The organism is Stutzerimonas tarimensis (assembly GCF_042648805.1).
Taxonomy (GTDB): Bacteria; Pseudomonadota; Gammaproteobacteria; order Pseudomonadales; family Pseudomonadaceae; genus Azomonas; species Azomonas tarimensis.
On sequence record NZ_JBHRXZ010000022.1, the window covers coordinates 844424 to 861946 of the forward strand.

A 17523-nucleotide genomic window follows, 5' to 3' on the forward strand; every position below is an offset into this window, starting at 1 on the left:
GGGGTTGCGGTCGGGGTCATGACTCACCTCGTTTTTTCAGCAGGCCGATCACCCCACGGGGCAGGAACAGGGTCACCACGATGAACAGCGCGCCGAGGAAGAACAGCCAGTATTCCGGGAAGGCCACGGTGAACCAGCTTTTCGCGCCATTGACGATGCCAGCGCCGAGGATCGGCCCGATCAGCGTGCCGCGCCCGCCGAGGGCGACCCAGATGGCCGCTTCGATGGACTGGGTCGGGGCCATTTCGCTGGGGTTGATGATGCCCACCTGGGGCACGTACAGCGCGCCGGCCAGGCCGCACATGACCGCCGACAGCACCCAGATGAACAGCTTGTAGCCGCGCGGATCGTAGCCGCAGAACATCAGCCGGTTCTCGGCGTCGCGCACCGCGGTCAGCACCCGGCCGAACTTGCTCCGGGCCAGGCGCCAGCCGACGTAGATACAGCCGGACAGCAGCAGCACGGTGGCCAGGAACAGCGCGGCGCGGGTGCCGCGGGCGGTGATCTCGTAACCGAGGATGCGGGTGAAACCGGTGAATCCATTGTTGCCGCCGAAGCCGGTCTCGTTGCGGAAGAACAAGAGCATGCCGGCAAAGGTCAGCGCCTGGGTCATGATCGAGAAGTACACGCCCTTGATCCGCGAACGGAAGGCGAAGAAGCCGAACACCAGGGCCAGCAGGCCGGGCACCAGCACCACCAGGCACATCGCCCAGAGAAAGCTGGAGGTGCCGTACCAGTACCAGGGCAACTCGTTCCAGGCGAGAAACGACATGAACGCTGGCAGGCCATCGCCGGCAGCCTGGCGCATCAGGTACATGCCCATGGCGTAGCCACCGAGGGCGAAGAATAGCCCGTGGCCCAGCGACAGCATGCCGGCGTAGCCCCAGACCAGGTCCAGCGCCAGGGCGACGATGGCGTAGCAGAGGATCCGCCCGACCACGGTCAGGGTGTAGGCCGAGACGTGCAGGGCATGATCCGGTGGCAGCAGGTGCAGCGCCGGCATCAGCGCCAGGGCCAGCAGGGCGATGCCGACAACGGCGACGGTCAGCCTGGGGCCGGCCTTTTGCGCGGCGGTAACAGAAAGAGGCTGGTTCATCAGTCGATCACCCGTCCCTTGAGTGCGAAGAGGCCCTGGGGACGCTTCTGGATGAACAGGATGATCAGCGCAAGGATGAGGATCTTGCCCAGCACGGCGCCGATCTGTGGTTCGAGAATCTTGTTGGCGATGCCCAGGCCGAAGGCGGCGAAGATGCTGCCGGCCAACTGGCCGACGCCACCGAGCACCACCACCAGGAAGGAGTCGATGATGTAGCTCTGGCCGAGGTCCGGGCCGACGTTGCCGATCTGCGACAGCGCCACGCCGCCCAGCCCGGCGATGCCGGAGCCGAGCCCGAAGGCCATCATGTCGATTCGCCCGGTGGGCACGCCGCAGCAGGCGGCCATGTTGCGGTTCTGGGTGACTGCACGGACGTTCAGGCCCAGGCGGGTTTTGTTCAGCAGCAGCCAGGTCAGGCCGACCACGAACAGGGCGAAGCCGATGATCACCATGCGGCTCCAGGGCAGCACCAGGTTGGGCAGCACCTGCACCCCGCCGGACAGCCAGCCGGGGCTGGAAACCTCGACGTTCTGCGCGCCAAAGGTCACCCGCACGGCCTGGATCAGGATCAGGCTGATGCCCCAGGTGGCCAGCAGGGTCTCCAGTGGACGGCCGTAGAGATGGCGGATCACCGTGCGTTCCAGCGCCATGCCGATCATCGCGGTGACCAGGAAGGCGATCGGCAGCGCGGCCAGCGGGTAGAGGTCGAAGGCGCCGGGGGCGTACTGACGGAACAGGGTCTGCACCACATAGGTGGTGTAGGCGCCGATCATCAGCATCTCGCCATGGGCCATGTTGATCACCCCCAGCAGGCCGAAGGTGATGGCCAGGCCCAGGGCGGCCAGCAGCAGCACCGAGCCCAGGGACAGCCCGGTGAACGCCTGCCCCAGCACCTCGCCGACCAGCAGTCGACGGTTGACCTGGGCCAGGCTGGCTTCGGCGGCGGCGCGGACCTCCGCATGGGTTTCGGTCTCGTCTGCCAGCAATGCTTCCAGCCGGGCACGGGCGCGGGGCTGGCCGGTTTCACCGAGCAGCTGCACGGCAGCGATGCGTACGGCCGGATCCTCGTTGCCCAGCTGCAGGTTGGCCAGTGCCAGGCTCAGCGCCTCGCGTACGGCGTCGTCTTCCTCGGCCTCGACCCGCTCGGCCAGGAGGGCCTGCTGTTCAGGACTGGCGCGGCGCTGCAGTTCGCGGGCGGCGCGCATGCGCACGGCCGGGTCTTCGGCAAACAGCTGGTGGCTGGCATGGGCAGCGCCTATCAGGCCGCGCAGGCGGTTGTTCAGGCGCACCTTGCGCGGCGTGCCCTCGGGCACCGCCTCGCCCTCGGCGGGCACCCAGCCGTCCGGGGTTTCGATGAAGGGCACGTCGTTGCGATCGCTGGCCAGGCGGTTGTCCCGCAGCACTTCCAGCAACGGCAGGCGCTCGGCCTGGGGATCGGCGGCCCACTGCTCGAGCAGTCTGGCCTGGCCGGTGGAACTGGCCGCCACGAAGTCCGCCGCGTCGCCGGCATGGGCGGACAGCGGCAGCAGCAGCGCCAGCAGAAATAGGATTCGGTACAAGGCAGTTACCTCAGGAAAATCGGCAAGAGCGCTGAAGCCTGGAGGCTGGGCGTGCAAGCCGAGTGTTTCGTCCGGATCTGCAGGGCGGGCTGAAGGCCACCCTGCAGACTCGACCCTGGAAGGCCGTCGGGGGGCTCGCTCTGTCGTCAAGCCTCCAAGCCACCGGCGCTTTCCATCGAAGGCCGCGCGAAGAGGCGCGGCCGACGCTAGATCAGTGGCTCTTCACCGGATGGTCAGGCTTCTTGTCGTTGCCTTCGATGAAGGGGCTCCACGGCTGGGCGCGGATCGGCTCGTCGGTTTCCCAGACCACCGAGAACTGGCCGTCGCCCTGGACTTCACCGATCATCACGGGCTTGTGCAGGTGGTGGTTGGTTTCGTCCATCTTCAGGGTGTAGCCGCTCGGCGCCTGGAAGGTCTGCCCGGCCATGGCCTTGCGCACCTCGTCCACTTCGGTGCTGCCGGCCTTCTCGACCGCCTGCGCCCACATGTTGATGCCGACGTAGGTGGCTTCCATGGGGTCATTGGTGACCGCAGTGCTGGCGTTGGGCAGGTTGCGCTTCTGGGCGTAGGCCTGCCAGTTGGCGACGAACTGCTCGTTCACGTCGCTATCGACCGACTGGAAGTAGTTCCAGGCCGAGAGGTGACCCACCAACGGCTTGGTGTCGATGCCGCGCAGTTCTTCCTCGCCGACGGAGAAGGCCACCACCGGCACGTCGGTGGCGTCCAGGCCCTGGTTGGCCAGTTCGCGGTAGAAGGGCACGTTGGAGTCGCCGTTGATGGTGGACACCACCGCGGTCTTGCCGCCAGCGGAGAAGCGCTTGATGTTGGCGACGATGGTCTGGTAATCGGCGTGGCCGAAGGGGGTGTAGACCTCTTCGATGGCGCTGTCCGGGATGCCCTTGCTGTGCAGGAAGTTGCGCAGGATCTTGTTGGTGGTGCGCGGGTAGACGTAGTCGGTGCCCAGCAGGAAGAAGCGCTCGGCGCTGCCGCCGTCTTCGCTCATCAGGTACTCCACCGCCGGGATGGCCTGCTGGTTCGGGGCGGCGCCGGTGTAGAACACGTTCGGCGACATCTCTTCGCCTTCATACTGGACAGGGTAGAACAGCAGGCCGTTGAGCTCCTCGAACACCGGCAGCACCGACTTGCGCGACACCGAGGTCCAGCAGCCGAAGACCACTGCGACCTGATCCTGGGTCAGCAACTGGCGAGCGCGCTCGGCGAACAGCGGCCAGTTGGACGCAGGGTCCACCACCACCGGCTCCAGCTGCTTGCCCATCACCCCGCCATTGGCGTTGATTTCTTCGATGGTCATCAACGCCATGTCCTTGAGCGACGTCTCGGAGATGGCCATGGTGCCCGACAGCGAGTGGAGGATGCCGACCTTGATGGTTTCGGCAGCCTGCAGGGTGAACGGGAAAAGGCCGCTCAACACCAGGGCGCTGGCGGCGAGGGTGGATTTCAGGAAGGGACGGCGTTTCATTGTTAAGGCTCCTTGGCTATCCGTGCGCAACTGTGGGATGTCTGGGAAAGCGCAAAGCAAAGGGCAGAAAGCATGCCAACCCGGTTAACTGACTGAAAAACAAGGAGAACCTGAGTGTTTGGTCAGGTGCGACCCAGCGGTGCACCAAATTGCGGCGCTGTCTTGGCGCGCTGTGCGTCTAATTTGCACTATTTCGGTGCTAAGCGTTCCGGTTTCCGGCAAGCTGGTAATCTGCCCCGCATGTCCCCTCGCTGAACTTGATCGCCATGCCTCCTCCCGCCCCCTCCCGCGCCGCCGCCCAGGCGCGTCGTATTCCCAAGGCGCCGCCTGCCGAGCCCCGCCTGCTGTTATTCAACAAGCCCTTCGACGTGCTGACCCAGTTCAACGACGGCGAGGGTCGTGCCACGCTCAAGACGTTCATTCCGGTTCCCGGTGTCTACCCGGCCGGCCGGCTTGACCGGGACAGCGAGGGCCTGCTGCTGCTCACCAACGATGGCCGCCTGCAGGCGCGCATCGCTGATCCCCGGCACAAGCTGGCCAAGACCTATTGGGTTCAGGTGGAGGGTGAGCCGGACGAGGTGCAGCTGCAGCGGTTGCGCGACGGGGTTCAGCTCAATGACGGGCCGACCCTTCCAGCCGAAGCGCAGCGGCTGGACGAGCCGGAACTTTGGCCGCGTACGCCGCCGGTGCGTTTCCGCAAGTCGGTACCGACCAGTTGGCTGGAGCTGGTGATCCGCGAGGGGCGCAACCGCCAGGTGCGGCGGATGACCGCTGCGGTGGGCTTGCCGACGTTGCGGCTGGTGCGGGTGCGCATCGGCCCCTGGTCGCTGGACGGGCTGGAGCCGGGGCAGTGGCGGGAGGTGCCGGCGCGTCTCTAGCCGGCCGTTCCTGGCTGGGCGCGGCGGTCAGTTGCCCATGCCGCTGATCACGATGCCCTTGATCACGAAGCCGAGCACCCCGAGGCCAAGGGCAAAGAAGAGTACAAAGGTGCCATAGCGGCCTGCCTTGGATTTCTTTGCCAGGTCCCAGACGATAAAGGCCATGAAGGCGACCAGGGCCGTAATCAGGCCGGTCATCATCCAGTATTCGAACACCTCGGGATCCATCGATCCTCCTCGTGGAAAGGGCTCTTGAAACCGGCCTTGCCCCAGCGCGGCCGGTAAAGCGCTCGGATTATAGGGATGGACTACCGGGAGGCAAATTTCTTCGATCAATTGCGCCGAGTGGTGCTCAACGCAGGTGCTGCAAGGGCAGTTCGGTGCTCGACAATACCTGGCGCAGGACAAAGCTCGAGCGCACGCTGGAGACCCCTTCGATGCGAGTCAGGGTGCCCAGCAGAAACTGCTGGTAACGGTCCATGTCCGGCACCACCACCTTCAGTTGGTAGTCCGCATCCATGCCGGTCACCAGGCTGCATTCCAGAACCTCCGGACAGTTGCCGATGACTGCCTCGAAATGTTCGAAGCGCTCCGGCGTATGCCGGTCCATGCCGATCAGCACATAGGCGGTGAGGGTCAGGCCGAGGGGCTTGCGGTTGAGCAGGGCAACCTGGCGCAGGATGTAGCCGTCGTCCTCGAGCTGCTTGACCCGCCGCGAGCAGGGCGAGGGCGACAGGCCGATGCGCTCGGCCAACTCGGCATTGGAGATGCGTGCATCGTGCTGCAGCTCGGCGAGGATTTTCAGATCGTAACGATCGAGTTTGCTCATTTATTGCGGTGCCTGGTGATCTGTTGCGATTTTAATGGTCATTGCGGTGAAATATTGCGCTATCGGTAAGGTTGGGGGCAATAAAGGAAGAGTTCTGCTGCACCGGTGTCGGTAAGCTTTACCTACTTCGATGCCCTGGCCCCCATGCAGTGGCCGCCCGAGACCCCGGGCTCCTCCACCGTCCTCCTACCCGGGGGGCGTACCAGGCAACGCAGAGCCCACAAGGCGATGTTGAAGCAAGCGAACCCAGGGAGGCTCCGGCCTCCCTTTCGTTTTCCGGGCCTGGTGGCCCGTTTGGTTAGTGTCAGTTAGTCAATTTCGGCGCTCACGGCCACGGTACGGGTTGCCGCTCCTCGCGCCATAGCCCAGCCATGACTCGTCGCAGCGCCTTGTCGCGGAACCACGATCATCCGAACCTGAGTTAACCGACCACCGCGCAGGCCACTAGAGTCCGCTGCGGTCGACCGGATCGGGATGCACCAGCACTTCGGCGCTGGGGTATTCATGGCGGATCGCATGCTCCACCGACTCGCACAGGTCATGTGCCCGGGTCAGCGGCATCGCCCCAGGCAGTTCGATGTGGGCCTGGACGAACCAGCGGGTGCCCGACACCCGGGTGCGCAGGTCATGGCAGCCCAGCACCCCCGGCACCGCGCAGGCCAACCGGTGCATATGCTCGTTCACTTCGGGCGAAATCTCCTTGTCCATCAGCACCCGGCCGGCTTCGCGCACGATACTCAATGCGCTCCAGAGGATGTAGAAGGCGATGCCGATGCCGAACAGCGCGTCGACCCGTTCAAGCCCGAAACTGGCGAGAATCAGCGCCACCAGAATGCTGCTGTTGAGCAGCAGGTCGGAGCGGTAATGCAGGGAGTCGGCGCGTATCGCCGTGGAACGGGTGATCCGGATCACATGATACTGGTAGGCCAACAGGAGCGCGGTCATCACCAGCGACAGGATCATCACCGCGATGCCGACGCCAGCGGCGCCCAGCGGCGCCGGGTTCAGCAGACGATCCACGCCCTGATAGCCCACCACCAGCGCACTGATGGCGATGAAGGCCGCCTGGCCGAGGCCGGCCAGGGCTTCCGCCTTGCCATGACCATAGCGGTGGTCGTCGTCGGCTGGACGCAGGGAATAATGCACGGCCATCAGGTTGAGCATCGAGGCCGCGCCATCGAGCAGCGAGTCGGTCAGCCCGGCGAGCAGGCTGACCGAGCCGCTGAGCCACCAGGCAACCGCCTTGCAGGCGGCGAGGAACAGCGCAGTGGCCAGCGCGGCGCGGGTCGCCCGGCGCAGCAGGCGTGCATGCAGCTCGGGGACGCTCACCGGATCAGGCGGCCGGGCGCAGACCGTAGGCCGCCAACTGCTCGAGGCCGCCCTGATGCTGGATCAGCCGCGGATCGTCGAGCGGCAGGCTGTGGCCGGTTTCGCGCTCGATCAGCGCCTTCAGCCGTGCGCCATCCACCTGCCCGTCGGCACCGATCACCTCCTGCAGCTCTTGCGGCGACAGGCTGTAACGGCTATTCGGCAGATAGATCGCGCCGGTGGTGAAGTCGATGGCGAAAGCGACGAGGCCCGGCACGAGATAGAACAGCAGGCCGACCGCATTGAGCGCGGCGACGGCCGGGTCGATACGGCCATCGATCTGTCCGCGTCGATCGGGATAGAAGAGCGTGCCGCAACCGGCCAGCTGGGCAAGAAGGGAAGCAGCGAGCACAGCGCTCACAAGACGCATACCTTTACGCATGGGAACCTCCTGGAAAAAAACGCAGCGACTATACAAGGGACTGGACTGCGGCGGCGAGATTTGGTGCCGCCGCGGCGCCTGTCGCGCGCCGGGTATACTGCGGTGCCTTTCCCTGCCGAGCCCGTCCATGTCCGCGCTACCCATCGATACCGCCCTGCCAGCGTTGCTCGCCGCGCTGCGCGCTCGTGACGAAGTGGTGCTGGAAGCACCTCCTGGCGCGGGCAAGACCACCCGGGTGCCGCTGGCGCTGCTGGACCAGCCGTGGCTCGCCGGGCAGGGCATTCTCATGCTCGAACCGCGGCGACTGGCGGCGCGTGCGGCGGCCGAGCGGCTGGCCCAGAGCCTGGGCGAGCGGGTTGGCGAAACGGTGGGCTACCGCATCCGCCTGGACAGCCGGGTCGGGCCGCGCACGCGCCTGGAGGTGGTCACCGAAGGCATCCTCGCCCGGCGCCTGCAGGACGACCCGGCGCTCGAAGGCGTCGGCCTGGTGATCTTCGATGAATTCCACGAGCGCAGCCTGGATGCGGACCTGGCGCTGGCGCTGACCCTCAACGCCCGCGCGCTGCTGCGCGACACCCCGCTCAAGGTTTTGCTGATGTCCGCCACCCTGGAGGGCGAGCGCTTGTCGCTGCTGCTCGACGGCGCGCCGGTGGTGCGCAGCGAGGGGCGCATGTACCCGGTAGTGATCCGCTGGGGTCGCCCCTGGCAGGCCGGCGAGCGCCTCGAGCCACGGGTGGTCCAGCGGGTGCTGGAGGCGCTGGACGAGGAAACCGGCAGCCTGTTGGTGTTTCTGCCGGGGCAGGCCGAGATCCGCCGGGTCGCCCAGGACTTGGCCGAGGCACTGGCCGGGCGTGACGCTGTGCTGCTGTGCCCCTTGCATGGCGAGTTGGAACTGTCCGCCCAGCGTGCGGCCATCGAGCCGGCGCCGGCCGGGCGGCGCAAGGTGGTGCTGGCCACCAACATCGCCGAGACCAGCCTGACCATCGAAGGGGTGCGGGTGGTGATCGATGCCGGCCTGGCGCGGGTGCCGCGCTTCGATCCGTCCAGCGCCATGACCCGCCTGGACACCCGGCGCATCTCCCGCGCCTCGGCCGAGCAGCGTGCCGGCCGTGCCGGGCGGCTGGAGCCTGGCGTTTGCTACCGCTTGTGGTCAGAGGACCAGCACGCCCAGCTTCCAGCCTATGGCGAGGCGGAAATTCTCCAGGCCGATCTGTCGGGCCTGGCCCTGCAGCTGGCTCGCTGGGGCGCGGCGCCTGACGAGCTGTGCTGGTTGGACCCGCCACCGCCGGCGGCGCACGCCCAGGCCCAGGGGCTGCTGCAGCGACTGGGCGCGCTCGAGGAAGGCGCCGGGCTTCGCCTCACGCCCCACGGACAGGCCATGGCCGAGTTGCCTGCCCATCCGCGCCTGGCCCATCTGCTGTTGCGCGGCCAGGCGCTTGGGCTGGCGCCGCTGGCCTGCGAGATCGCTGCCTTGCTGGTGGAGCGCGACATCGGTCGTGGCGCCGGAGCCGATCTGGCCAACCGGCTGGTATTGTTGGCGGCCGGCCGCGGCGATGGCGCGGTGCAGCGGGTGCGACAGCTGGCGCGGCAGTTCCGCGGCATGCTACCGGCGGCGTCACGCCCCGCGCCGGTTGACGCCGAAGGCGGGCACTGGCCCGGGGCGCTGCTGGCGTTCGCCTACCCCGACCGGATCGCCCGCCAGCGCCGGCACGGCGGCACCGATTATCGGCTGGCCAACGGTCGCGCCGCCCAGTTCGGTGAGGTCGACGCACTGATGAAGCACGAATGGCTGGTGATCGCCGAGCTGGGCGGTCGTCAGGGTCAGCGCGAGGAGCGCATCTACCGCGCCGCCGCGCTCGATCCGGCCCTGTTCGAGGGGATGCTGGGCGAGTGCGTGGTCGAGCGTGACCAACTGGAGTGGGACGAGCGCGAGGGCGTTTTGCGCGCCGAGCGCCAGCGTCGGGTCGGCGAGCTGGTGCTGGCCAGTGTGCCGCTGGAGCCTGACGCCGATGCGCGCGCAAGGGCGCTGCTGGATCTGGTGCGGCGCAAGGGGTTGGAATTGTTGCCCTGGACGCCGGAACTGCGTCAGTGGCAGGCGCGGGTCATGCTGTTGCGCCAGGGCCTGGGCCGTAGTGGGAGCAGCAGCGGGGTCAGCGATTGGCCGGATGTGAGCGATGCGGCACTGCTGGCGCGGCTCGAGGACTGGCTCTTGCCCTACCTGGGCAAGGTCAGCCGCCTGGCTCATTTCGCCAGCCTGGACCTGGCCGCCATGCTCTCCACCCTGCTGCCCTGGCCACTGCCGCAGCAGCTCGATGAGCTGGCGCCGGAAAGTATCCGCGTGCCGTCCGGCTCGCGCATCCGCCTGGATTACAACGAGCAGCCGCCGGTGCTGGCGGTGCGTCTGCAGGAGCTGTTCGGCCTGGCCGACACCCCGCGCATCCTCGGCGGGCGGCTGGCGGTCAAGTTGCACCTGTTGTCGCCGGCGCGGCGGCCGGTGCAGGTCACCGGGAATCTGGCGAGCTTCTGGGCCAACACCTATGCCGAGGTCAAAAAGGATCTGAAGGGGCGCTATCCCAAGCACTACTGGCCGGACGACCCGCTGGTGGCCGAACCGACTGCGCGCGCCAAGCCCAGGCGCTAGGGCTTTTGCGGCTCGCTGGAGATCATCATGAACAGGCGGAAGAACACCACCGTACCAAACAGTTGACCCATGCCCAGCAGGCCGTCCACGGCGAGCCCGGTGATCGGGTCGGCGTCCGCCGACAGGCCTTCGCTGGCCAGGGCGCTGAGCAGCCAGAGCGGCATGATCACCACCAGCACGCAGTTCAGGACTGGCAGAAAGCGCCCGCGGGTCAGGGCAAAGCTCTCCTTCATAGCCGCCAGCGGAGTCAGGCCGCGTTGTATCAGCAGGAACTCGGCGAAAGCCAGCTTCACCATCACCCAGATGCCAGGGAGGATGAACAGCGAGGCGCCGATGATGATCAGCAACGAACTGAGGGCCACCAGCAAGGCCAGCGGCAACCAGCGCTGCAGGGCCATGGCCAGCAACTGGCTGGGGGAGACGTCCATGCCGCGGCTGCGTGCGTCGAGAAAGAGGATCAGCGCACCGGTGTAGAGCGGATAGAACAGCATGCCGGCGAGCATGTCGTGCATCGATCGATCGGCATCGCCCAGCCACAGGCCGAGCGCCAGGCGGGCGCCGCTCTCCACCAGGATCAGCGGCAGGCACAGGCGAACGATGAACAGCAGGTTGTGCGAGAAGAAAAACCAGGCGTCGCGCAGCACGGCAAACAGATTCATATCCAGACAGGCGTGGTCGAACGGGGGCGACACTCTATCAGTTCAACTGCTGCCGTGGGCATGCGGCTGCGCCTGCTAGAATCGCGACCCTTTGCCTCGCTACCGCTGGAGCGCCACCATGACCTTTGCTTCGCTGGGCCTGATCGACCCGCTTCTGCGTACCCTCGACAGCCTGGGCTACGACACTCCGACGCCGATCCAGCGCCAGGCGATTCCCGCCGTGCTCAAGGGGCGCGACCTGCTGGCCTCGGCGCAGACCGGCAGCGGCAAGACCGCCGGCTTTGCCCTGCCGCTGCTGCAGCGATTGTTGCAACAGGGTCCGGCGGTAAGCGCCAACAGCGTGCGCGCCCTGGTGCTGGTGCCCACCCGCGAGCTGGCCGAGCAGGTGCATCAAAGTGTGCGTGACTACGGCCGCGACCTGCCGCTTCGCAGCTATGCGGTGTACGGCGGGGTCAGCATCAACCCGCAGATGATGGCCCTGCGCAAGGGCATCGAGGTGGTGGTGGCCACGCCTGGCCGCCTGCTGGACCTGTACCGGCAGAACGCGGTGCGCTTCGCCCAACTGCAGGTGCTGGTGCTCGACGAAGCCGACCGCATGCTGGACCTGGGTTTTGCCCAGGAGCTCGACGAACTGTTCGCGGCGTTGCCACGCCAGCGCCAGACCCTGCTGTTCTCCGCGACCTTTTCCGATGCGATTCGGCAACTGGCCGGCGAGCTGCTGCGCGATCCGCTGACGGTGGACGTCAGCCCGCGCAACGCGGCGGCCACCAGCGTGCGGCAATGGCTGGTCACGGTGGACAAGAAGCGCAAGGCAGAGCTGTTGCTGCACCTGATGAGCAGCCGTGGCTGGGGCCAGCTGCTGGTGTTCGCCAAGACCCGCAAGGGCGTCGAGCAACTGGTCGGCGAGTTGCAGGCGGCGGGTATTCCCAGCGACTCGATCCATGGCGACAAGCCGCAGCCTTCTCGACTGCGTGCGCTGCAGCGGTTCAAGGAGGGCGAAGTGCAGGTGCTGGTGGCCACCGATGTCGCCGCCCGCGGGCTGGACATCGACGACCTGCCGCGGGTGGTCAACTTCGACCTGCCCATCGTCGCAGAGGATTACGTGCACCGCATCGGTCGCACCGGGCGGGCCGGTGCGGCAGGCGAGGCGGTGTCACTGGTATGCGCTGACGAAGTGGACCAACTGGCGGCCATCGAGACGCTGATCCGCCAGGTCATCAGCCGGCAGGATGAGCTTGGCTTTGTGCCGGAACACCGGGTGCCGCTCACGGCGCCCGGCGGGCAGGTGATCAAGAAGCCGAAAAAAGCCAAGAAGCCAAAGGACGGGCAGGGGAAAGTTCACCTGGGCAACTGGTTCGAGGACGACGAGAAACCCAAGGCGCGCGCCGTTCGCCAGGTGCCAAAGCTGGGCAGTCCGGCGCCGCGCAGGAAGCGCTGAGGCTAGGTCCCGGAGCGCACTGATTCATCCGTTCGGTGAAAGGGCATCACCTCCCTTGCTCCCGCCTCGTCGCCATCGCCGCGGCGGAACGGCCGGGGCGGCTCGCTGGGCAGGTGGGTCGGCCGCTGTCGGGTCACGGCCGGGCGCTCGCGCAGGCCATGCAGCGCCAGCCCGGCGGAGGCGGCGCCCAGGACCCACCAGGCGAGCAGCAAGAGGTCGTAGCCGATGGGCGCGGAACCGCTGATCAGGGCCGTGGCGAGACGCGCGAGGGCGAGTGCGGCCATGCCGCCCAGCAGCATCACCAGAGCGCTGGAAACGCGCTCGCTGTCGCGCAGGCTCCAGTAGAGAAAAGCGGCCAGTCCCAGTGGCAGGCCGCCGAGCCAGGCACGCATCAGGCCGATCGAATTGGCGTCCATCAGCAGCGTGCCGGTAAGGATGGCAATCTCCTGGGGGCGCCAGCAAAAGGCCAGGCCAAAAGCTACCAGGATCAATCCCTGGCAGATGACGACGGAGCGAGCGAAACGCATGTCAGTTCCTCCTGAAAGCCGCACGGCATTCCTTTGTATGGCCGTATTCCAGTGGAAATTTGATGGGAAACATGGCGTTTCGTTCCTGTCAGGATGTAACCGACCATGTGTCGCTTCCGGGCTTGCGGCCCGCAATCGAGGCGTTATGCTGCATCGACGCTTAATCCGGAGACCTGTCCATGCGCCGCCTGCTGTTCATTGCCACCCTTTTTGTCGGTTTTGCCCAGGCGGCCGAACCGCTGTTGATCGATGTCCATCGTGACGCCAACTGCGGCTGCTGCAAGGACTGGATCACCCATCTCGAAGACAACGGCTTTACCGTCCGGGACCATGTCGAGCGAGACATGGGTGCGATCAAGCTGAACCTCGGCGTGCCCTATCGGCTGGCGTCCTGCCATACAGGGGTGATCGACGGCAAGTTCGTCGAAGGCCATGTCCCGGCCGCAGACGTGTTCAAGCTGCGTGAGGATCCGACGTTGATCGGCGCTGCCGTGCCGGGCATGCCAGTGGGCTCGCCGGGCATGGAAATGGGCGGCCGCCAGGATGCCTATCAGGTGATCGGCCTCGATCGCCAGGGCCGCGAAAGCGTGCTGACGGAGTATCCGGGCAATCGCTGAGTCCTGTCGCTTCGCTCAGTCCCGGTTTTCCAGCCAGCGGTGCAGTTCGGCACAATCGCGGGCGTGACCATCGGCCAGTTCCGGCCAGAGGTTGTCGGGCGTGTTCACCAGCACGCCCCGGGCGCCCGCTGCCCTTGCGCACTCCAGGTCCATGCGAAAGTCGCCGACCATCACCAGTTGCTGCGGTGCTACCTGCCAACGGGCGGCCAGATGCAGCAGGCCACCGGGGTGTGGCTTCGGCGGCGCCTCGTCGCGGCCGAGAATCTCCTCGGGCCGAAAGAACTCGCCCAGTCCCACCGCCTCCAGTGTCACCAGCGCCAGCTCGTGGGCGTTGCGGGTGAGCACGCCGAGGCGGCAGTCTCGACGTTGCAGTTCCTCCAGCAACTCCCGGGCACCCTCCGCGGGGCGTGCCGCGCAGGCCAGTTCGCGCTCGTGGTCGAGCAGCCAGGCGCGCTTGGGCGCGGCCTCGGCGTCGGGCAGGCTGGCCAGGTGATGCAGGATGTCGTCGTCCGCCGGGATGTCCAGCGCCTGGCGGATGGCGGCGAAATCATGCACGGCGATGGTCAGGGTGCCGTCCATGTCGAACACCCAGTGGCGGCTGTCGGTGAACTTTATGCCCAGTCCTCCCGGCGCCGCATCAGCCCTTCCTGGGCGACGCTGGCCACCAGTTCGCCCGCCTCGTTGTAGAAACGGCCGTGAGCCAGGCCGCGGCCGCCGCCTGCCCAGGGGCTTTCCAGGCTGTAGAGCAGCCACTGGTCCATGCGCACGTCGCGATGGAACCAGAGGGCGTGATCGAGGCTGGCCACCTGCATGTCCGGCTGCCACATGGTCACCGCATGGGGCAGCAGAGCCGTGGGCAGCAGCATGCAGTCCGAGGCATAGGCGAGCAGGCAGCGGTGCAGCGCCTGGTCGCCTGAGACGGCCGTGGACGCGCGCATCCAGGCCTGATGCAGCGCCGGTTGCGGTTGCGCAAGCAGCGGGTCGCCGTGCAGCACCGGACGAATCTCGATACCGCTGGGCGCGCGGCTGGCCTCGGTGACCCGTCGCGGCAGGCGGTCGCCGAGCTGGCGGACCAGGGTTTCGACATTCTCCAGGCTCTCCGGTGGCGGCGCCTCGGGCATCGCCGGCTGATGGGCGAAACCCTCCTCGAGCTGCTGAAACGAGGCGATCGCGCTGAAGATCACCTGGCCCTTCTGGATAGCGCTGATCCGCCGGGTGCTGAAGCTGCCGCCGTCGCGCAGGCGATCCACCTGATAGATCACTGGCAACTGGGCATCGCCCGGGCGCAGGAAATAACCATGAAGCGAATGCGCGCCGCGACCTTCGAGTGTACGGGTGGCCGCCGAAAGGGCCTGCCCGAGCACCTGCCCACCGTAGAGCTGGCGCAGGCCGAGATCCTCGCTCTGGCCGCGGAACAGGTTTTCTTCAAGCGCTTCGAGCACCAGCAGGTCGGCGGGGGTATCGACGCATCGGGTCATGGCTTCTGTCCGGGCAAAAAAGCCATGGTACGGCTTCGCGCCCTGCCGCTCCAGCCAGCCGACCGACGCACCCGCGGTCGGCGTGCCTTGAGCGGTCCTCCAGGCTGTTGCGATACTGCAGAGGCTTTCCGACGGGTTTCCCCCATGCCGCTACCTCTGGTGTATCACGACGACTACAGCCCGGCGCTGCCCGATGGCCACCGCTTTCCCATGGAGAAGTTTCGCCTGTTGCGCGATCACCTGGTGCAACGCGGCTTGAGCACCGATGCGGCGCTGTTGCGCCCGGAAACCTGTTCGCCCGAGATCCTCGCGCTGGCCCATGACCGGACGTACATCGAACGTTATTGCAGCGGCGAGATGAGCCGCGAGGAGCTGCGCCGCCTGGGCCTGCCGTGGAGCTCCGAGCTGGCGCGGCGCACGCTGCGGGCCGTGGGCGGCTCGTTGCTCACGGCCGATAAGGCGCTGACTCACGGGCTGGCCTGTCACCTCGCCGGCGGCACCCACCACGCCCATCATGACCATGCCTCGGGCTTCTGCATCTTCAACGATCTGGCGGTGATCGCCCTGTCGCTGCTGGAAAGCGGGCGGGTCGGGCGGGTGCTGATCTTCGACTGCGACGTGCACCAGGGCGACGGTACTGCGCGGATACTGGAGTCGGTCCCCGACGCGATCACGGTGTCGCTGCATTGCGAAAAGAACTTTCCGGTGAGCAAGGCCCGCAGCGACTGGGACATCGACCTGCCGCCGGGAATGGGTGACGCCGACTACCTACGCAAGGTCGACGAGGTGCTGGGTTACCTGTTGCCGCTGTACCAGCCGGACCTGGTGCTCTACGACGCCGGGGTCGATGTACACCGGGACGATGCCCTGGGCCTGCTGATGCTCAGCGACGAGGGTTTGCGCGCCCGCGACCGGGCTGTGCTCGACCACTGCCTGGGGCGGGATATCCCGGTCTGCGGGCTGATCGGCGGTGGCTACGACAAGGACCGGGCCGCGGTCGCCCGCCGCCACGCGACCCTGCACTTCGCCGCCGCCGAGGCGTGGGTCAGGCATGGGTTGGGGTAGATCCCTGGACACGTAGGAGCGAGCTTGCTCGCGAACCATCGGTAGCTGCACTTCGCGAGCAAACTCGCTCCTACGGATGCGCGGGCGCCGCGCCCGGGCTGGGCTTCGGTCTGGCAGGGGCCTAAAATCGCAGCCTTCTCTTACGGACCACGCGCATGCCTGCTCAACCCCGCTCCCCCCATGTCGCCGTCATCGGCGGTGGTCCTGCCGGACTGATGGCCGCCGAGGTGATTGCCAGGGCGGGTCTGGTGGTGGACATCTACGACGCCATGCCCTCGGTCGGTCGCAAGTTCCTGCTGGCTGGCGTCGGCGGGATGAACATCACCCACTCAGAACCCTTCGAGCCCTTCGTCGGCCGCTACCGAGCGCGCGCCGAGACCCTGCGGCCGCTGCTGGAAGCCTTCACCCCCGATGACCTGCGCGTCTGGATTCACCGGCTGGGCATCGAAACTTTCGTCGGCAGCTCCGGCCGCGTGTTCCCTCGCGATATGAAGGCAGCGCCGCTGTTGCGCGCCTGGCTCAAGCGCCTGCGCGAGGCCGACGTGCGCCTTCACACCCGTCATCGCTGGCTAGGCTGGCGCGACGACGGCGCCCTGCGCCTGGCCACGCCCGAGGGCGAGCAGGCGATCCACGCCGACGCCACCGTGCTGGCCCTGGGCGGCGGCAGCTGGGCACGGCTGGGCTCGAACGGCGCCTGGGTGCCGCTGCTGGCGGCGCAGGGCGTAGAGATCGCGCCGCTGCAGCCGGCCAACTGCGGCTTCGAGGTGCCGGGGTGGAGCGATCACCTGTGCCAGCGCTTCGCCGGCGCGCCGCTCAAGGGGATCGGCCTGGCGCTCGACGGTGCGGCGAGCCGCAAGGGCGAGTGCGTACTGACCGAGTGGGGCGTCGAGGGCAGCCTTGTCTATGCCCTGTCCGCGTCGATTCGCGAGCGCATCGTTGATGATGGCGAGGCGCGGCTGGTGCTGGACCTGTTGCCTGATCGGCCGCTCGATAATGTGGCCGTGGCCCTGGCCAAACCGCGCGGCTCGCAGTCCATGGCCAGGCACCTCGCCCGGCAGCTCAAGCTCGACGGGGCCAAGGCGGCGCTGTTGCGCGAACTGGCGCCGGCGGAGGCGTTCGCCGATCCGGCTCGGCTGGCGATGCTGATCAAGGCGCTGCCGCTGGTGGTCGTTCGTTCTCGACCGCTGGACGAGGCGATCAGCAGTGCCGGAGGGGTGACTTTCGAGGCGCTGGATAAGGGGTTGATGCTGAAAGCGCTGCCCGGGGTGTTCTGTGCCGGGGAAATGCTGGATTGGGAGGCGCCCACCGGGGGCTATCTGCTGACGGCCTGTTTTGCCAGCGGCAAGGCGGCAGGGGAAGGGGTATTGCGGTGGCTCGAATTATAGGGTGGACAACGGCGCAGCCTTGTCCACCGGTGGAGCCTGTCAGTGGAGCCAAGGAAAGCGGTAGGCCCTGATACTGCAGGTGACGCCAGTGGGACCCAGTGGTGGGAAAGGCTACGCCGTT

Annotated in this window: 17 protein-coding genes; 6 read left to right on the forward strand and 11 right to left on the reverse strand. The window is 67.1% G+C overall.

The features are described from left to right. Positions 1–16 precede the first annotated feature (16 nt). The 3 genes from urtC to urtA form a co-directional block, all read right to left on the reverse strand. Positions 17–1096: an urea ABC transporter permease subunit UrtC gene (gene urtC / locus ACFOMF_RS13040; RefSeq protein ID WP_386365492.1), complete on the reverse strand. Its 1080-nt coding sequence runs from the start codon at positions 1094–1096 to the stop codon at positions 17–19. Continuing rightward, the gene (urtB, locus tag ACFOMF_RS13045) at positions 1096–2655 is read right to left on the reverse strand and encodes an urea ABC transporter permease subunit UrtB (protein WP_386365494.1); all 1560 of its coding nucleotides are present in this window, start codon (positions 2653–2655) and stop codon (positions 1096–1098) included. Before urtB ends, urtC begins: the two co-directional genes overlap by 1 nt. Before the next feature lie 211 nt (positions 2656–2866). Further along, positions 2867–4135 (reverse strand): urea ABC transporter substrate-binding protein, encoded by a 1269-nt coding sequence (gene urtA / locus ACFOMF_RS13050; RefSeq protein ID WP_386365496.1) that lies wholly within the window; start codon positions 4133–4135, stop codon positions 2867–2869. A gap of 266 nt (positions 4136–4401) precedes the next feature. Here urtA and ACFOMF_RS13055 point away from each other — a divergent pair, with 266 nt between their 5' ends. Beyond that, positions 4402–5013, forward strand: a complete 612-nt coding sequence (locus ACFOMF_RS13055; RefSeq protein WP_386365498.1) for a pseudouridine synthase — start codon at positions 4402–4404, stop codon at positions 5011–5013. A gap of 27 nt (positions 5014–5040) precedes the next feature. On the opposite strand, the gene ACFOMF_RS13060 is transcribed toward ACFOMF_RS13055, so the two are convergent. The 4 genes from ACFOMF_RS13060 to ACFOMF_RS13075 form a co-directional block, all read right to left on the reverse strand. Beyond that, on the reverse strand, positions 5041–5241 hold the full coding sequence (locus ACFOMF_RS13060; protein WP_386365500.1) for a DUF2788 domain-containing protein: 201 nt from the start codon (positions 5239–5241) through the stop codon (positions 5041–5043). Between the two features lie 124 nt (positions 5242–5365). Continuing rightward, positions 5366–5842, reverse strand: a complete 477-nt coding sequence (locus tag ACFOMF_RS13065; RefSeq protein WP_386365502.1) for an Lrp/AsnC family transcriptional regulator — start codon at positions 5840–5842, stop codon at positions 5366–5368. A 444-nt stretch (positions 5843–6286) separates the two neighbouring features. Next, positions 6287–7171, reverse strand: a complete 885-nt coding sequence (locus ACFOMF_RS13070; RefSeq protein ID WP_386365504.1) for a cation diffusion facilitator family transporter — start codon at positions 7169–7171, stop codon at positions 6287–6289. A 4-nt stretch (positions 7172–7175) separates the two neighbouring features. After that, positions 7176–7592 carry a polyribonucleotide nucleotidyltransferase gene (locus ACFOMF_RS13075; RefSeq protein WP_386365506.1) on the reverse strand — a complete coding sequence of 139 codons (417 nt, stop codon included), beginning with the start codon at positions 7590–7592 and terminating at the stop codon, positions 7176–7178. A 127-nt stretch (positions 7593–7719) separates the two neighbouring features. Between ACFOMF_RS13075 and hrpB the strand changes: the two genes are divergently transcribed. Further along, positions 7720–10233 (forward strand): ATP-dependent helicase HrpB, encoded by a 2514-nt coding sequence (gene hrpB, locus ACFOMF_RS13080; RefSeq protein ID WP_386365508.1) that lies wholly within the window; start codon positions 7720–7722, stop codon positions 10231–10233. Here the strand turns inward: hrpB and ACFOMF_RS13085 are convergent. Continuing rightward, positions 10230–10892, reverse strand: coding sequence for a hypothetical protein (locus tag ACFOMF_RS13085; protein WP_386365510.1), 663 nt, complete (start codon positions 10890–10892; stop codon positions 10230–10232). The genes hrpB and ACFOMF_RS13085 overlap by 4 nt on opposite strands. A gap of 118 nt (positions 10893–11010) precedes the next feature. Here ACFOMF_RS13085 and ACFOMF_RS13090 point away from each other — a divergent pair, with 118 nt between their 5' ends. Next, a complete protein-coding gene (locus ACFOMF_RS13090; protein ID WP_386365512.1) occupies positions 11011–12330 on the forward strand; it encodes a DEAD/DEAH box helicase in 1320 nt (439 codons plus the stop codon). A gap of 2 nt (positions 12331–12332) precedes the next feature. Here the strand turns inward: ACFOMF_RS13090 and ACFOMF_RS13095 are convergent, their stop codons facing one another. Next, positions 12333–12857 (reverse strand): DUF4345 family protein, encoded by a 525-nt coding sequence (locus tag ACFOMF_RS13095; protein WP_386365514.1) that lies wholly within the window; start codon positions 12855–12857, stop codon positions 12333–12335. Between the two features lie 179 nt (positions 12858–13036). Between ACFOMF_RS13095 and ACFOMF_RS13100 the strand changes: the two genes are divergently transcribed. After that, entirely contained in the window at positions 13037–13474 is a 438-nt protein-coding gene (locus ACFOMF_RS13100; protein WP_386365516.1) for a DUF411 domain-containing protein, read from the forward strand. A 15-nt stretch (positions 13475–13489) separates the two neighbouring features. Here the strand turns inward: ACFOMF_RS13100 and ACFOMF_RS13105 are convergent, their stop codons facing one another. Next, positions 13490–14053, reverse strand: coding sequence for an HAD family hydrolase (locus ACFOMF_RS13105; protein WP_386365519.1), 564 nt, complete (start codon positions 14051–14053; stop codon positions 13490–13492). Between the two features lie 32 nt (positions 14054–14085). Beyond that, a complete protein-coding gene (locus ACFOMF_RS13110) occupies positions 14086–14952 on the reverse strand; it encodes an acyl-CoA thioesterase domain-containing protein (RefSeq protein ID WP_386365521.1) in 867 nt (288 codons plus the stop codon). Between the two features lie 144 nt (positions 14953–15096). Between ACFOMF_RS13110 and ACFOMF_RS13115 the strand changes: the two genes are divergently transcribed. Beyond that, complete coding sequence (locus ACFOMF_RS13115; protein ID WP_386365523.1) at positions 15097–16017, forward strand: histone deacetylase family protein; 921 nt, start codon at positions 15097–15099, stop codon at positions 16015–16017. A gap of 155 nt (positions 16018–16172) precedes the next feature. Then, positions 16173–17402, forward strand: coding sequence for a TIGR03862 family flavoprotein (locus tag ACFOMF_RS13120; protein ID WP_386365525.1), 1230 nt, complete (start codon positions 16173–16175; stop codon positions 17400–17402). Positions 17403–17523 lie beyond the last annotated feature (121 nt).

Excerpts from the sequence above, each read along its gene's own strand:
- ACFOMF_RS13055 (WP_386365498.1), top strand. The coding sequence starts at position 4,402 with ATGCCTCCTCCCGCCCCCTCCCGCGCCGCCGCCCAGGCGCGTCGTATT.
- ACFOMF_RS13075 (WP_386365506.1), bottom strand. The coding sequence starts at position 7,592 with ATGCGTAAAGGTATGCGTCTTGTGAGCGCTGTGCTCGCTGCTTCCCTT.
- ACFOMF_RS13060 (WP_386365500.1), bottom strand. The coding sequence starts at position 5,241 with ATGGATCCCGAGGTGTTCGAATACTGGATGATGACCGGCCTGATTACG.
- urtC (WP_386365492.1), bottom strand. The coding sequence starts at position 1,096 with ATGAACCAGCCTCTTTCTGTTACCGCCGCGCAAAAGGCCGGCCCCAGG.
- ACFOMF_RS13065 (WP_386365502.1), bottom strand. The coding sequence starts at position 5,842 with ATGAGCAAACTCGATCGTTACGATCTGAAAATCCTCGCCGAGCTGCAG.
- ACFOMF_RS13095 (WP_386365514.1), bottom strand. The coding sequence starts at position 12,857 with ATGCGTTTCGCTCGCTCCGTCGTCATCTGCCAGGGATTGATCCTGGTA.
- ACFOMF_RS13090 (WP_386365512.1), top strand. The coding sequence starts at position 11,011 with ATGACCTTTGCTTCGCTGGGCCTGATCGACCCGCTTCTGCGTACCCTC.
- hrpB (WP_386365508.1), top strand. The coding sequence starts at position 7,720 with ATGTCCGCGCTACCCATCGATACCGCCCTGCCAGCGTTGCTCGCCGCG.
- ACFOMF_RS13120 (WP_386365525.1), top strand. The coding sequence starts at position 16,173 with ATGCCTGCTCAACCCCGCTCCCCCCATGTCGCCGTCATCGGCGGTGGT.
- ACFOMF_RS13085 (WP_386365510.1), bottom strand. The coding sequence starts at position 10,892 with ATGAATCTGTTTGCCGTGCTGCGCGACGCCTGGTTTTTCTTCTCGCAC.
- ACFOMF_RS13100 (WP_386365516.1), top strand. The coding sequence starts at position 13,037 with ATGCGCCGCCTGCTGTTCATTGCCACCCTTTTTGTCGGTTTTGCCCAG.
- ACFOMF_RS13105 (WP_386365519.1), bottom strand. The coding sequence starts at position 14,053 with ATGGACGGCACCCTGACCATCGCCGTGCATGATTTCGCCGCCATCCGC.
- ACFOMF_RS13115 (WP_386365523.1), top strand. The coding sequence starts at position 15,097 with ATGCCGCTACCTCTGGTGTATCACGACGACTACAGCCCGGCGCTGCCC.
- ACFOMF_RS13110 (WP_386365521.1), bottom strand. The coding sequence starts at position 14,952 with ATGACCCGATGCGTCGATACCCCCGCCGACCTGCTGGTGCTCGAAGCG.
- urtA (WP_386365496.1), bottom strand. The coding sequence starts at position 4,135 with ATGAAACGCCGTCCCTTCCTGAAATCCACCCTCGCCGCCAGCGCCCTG.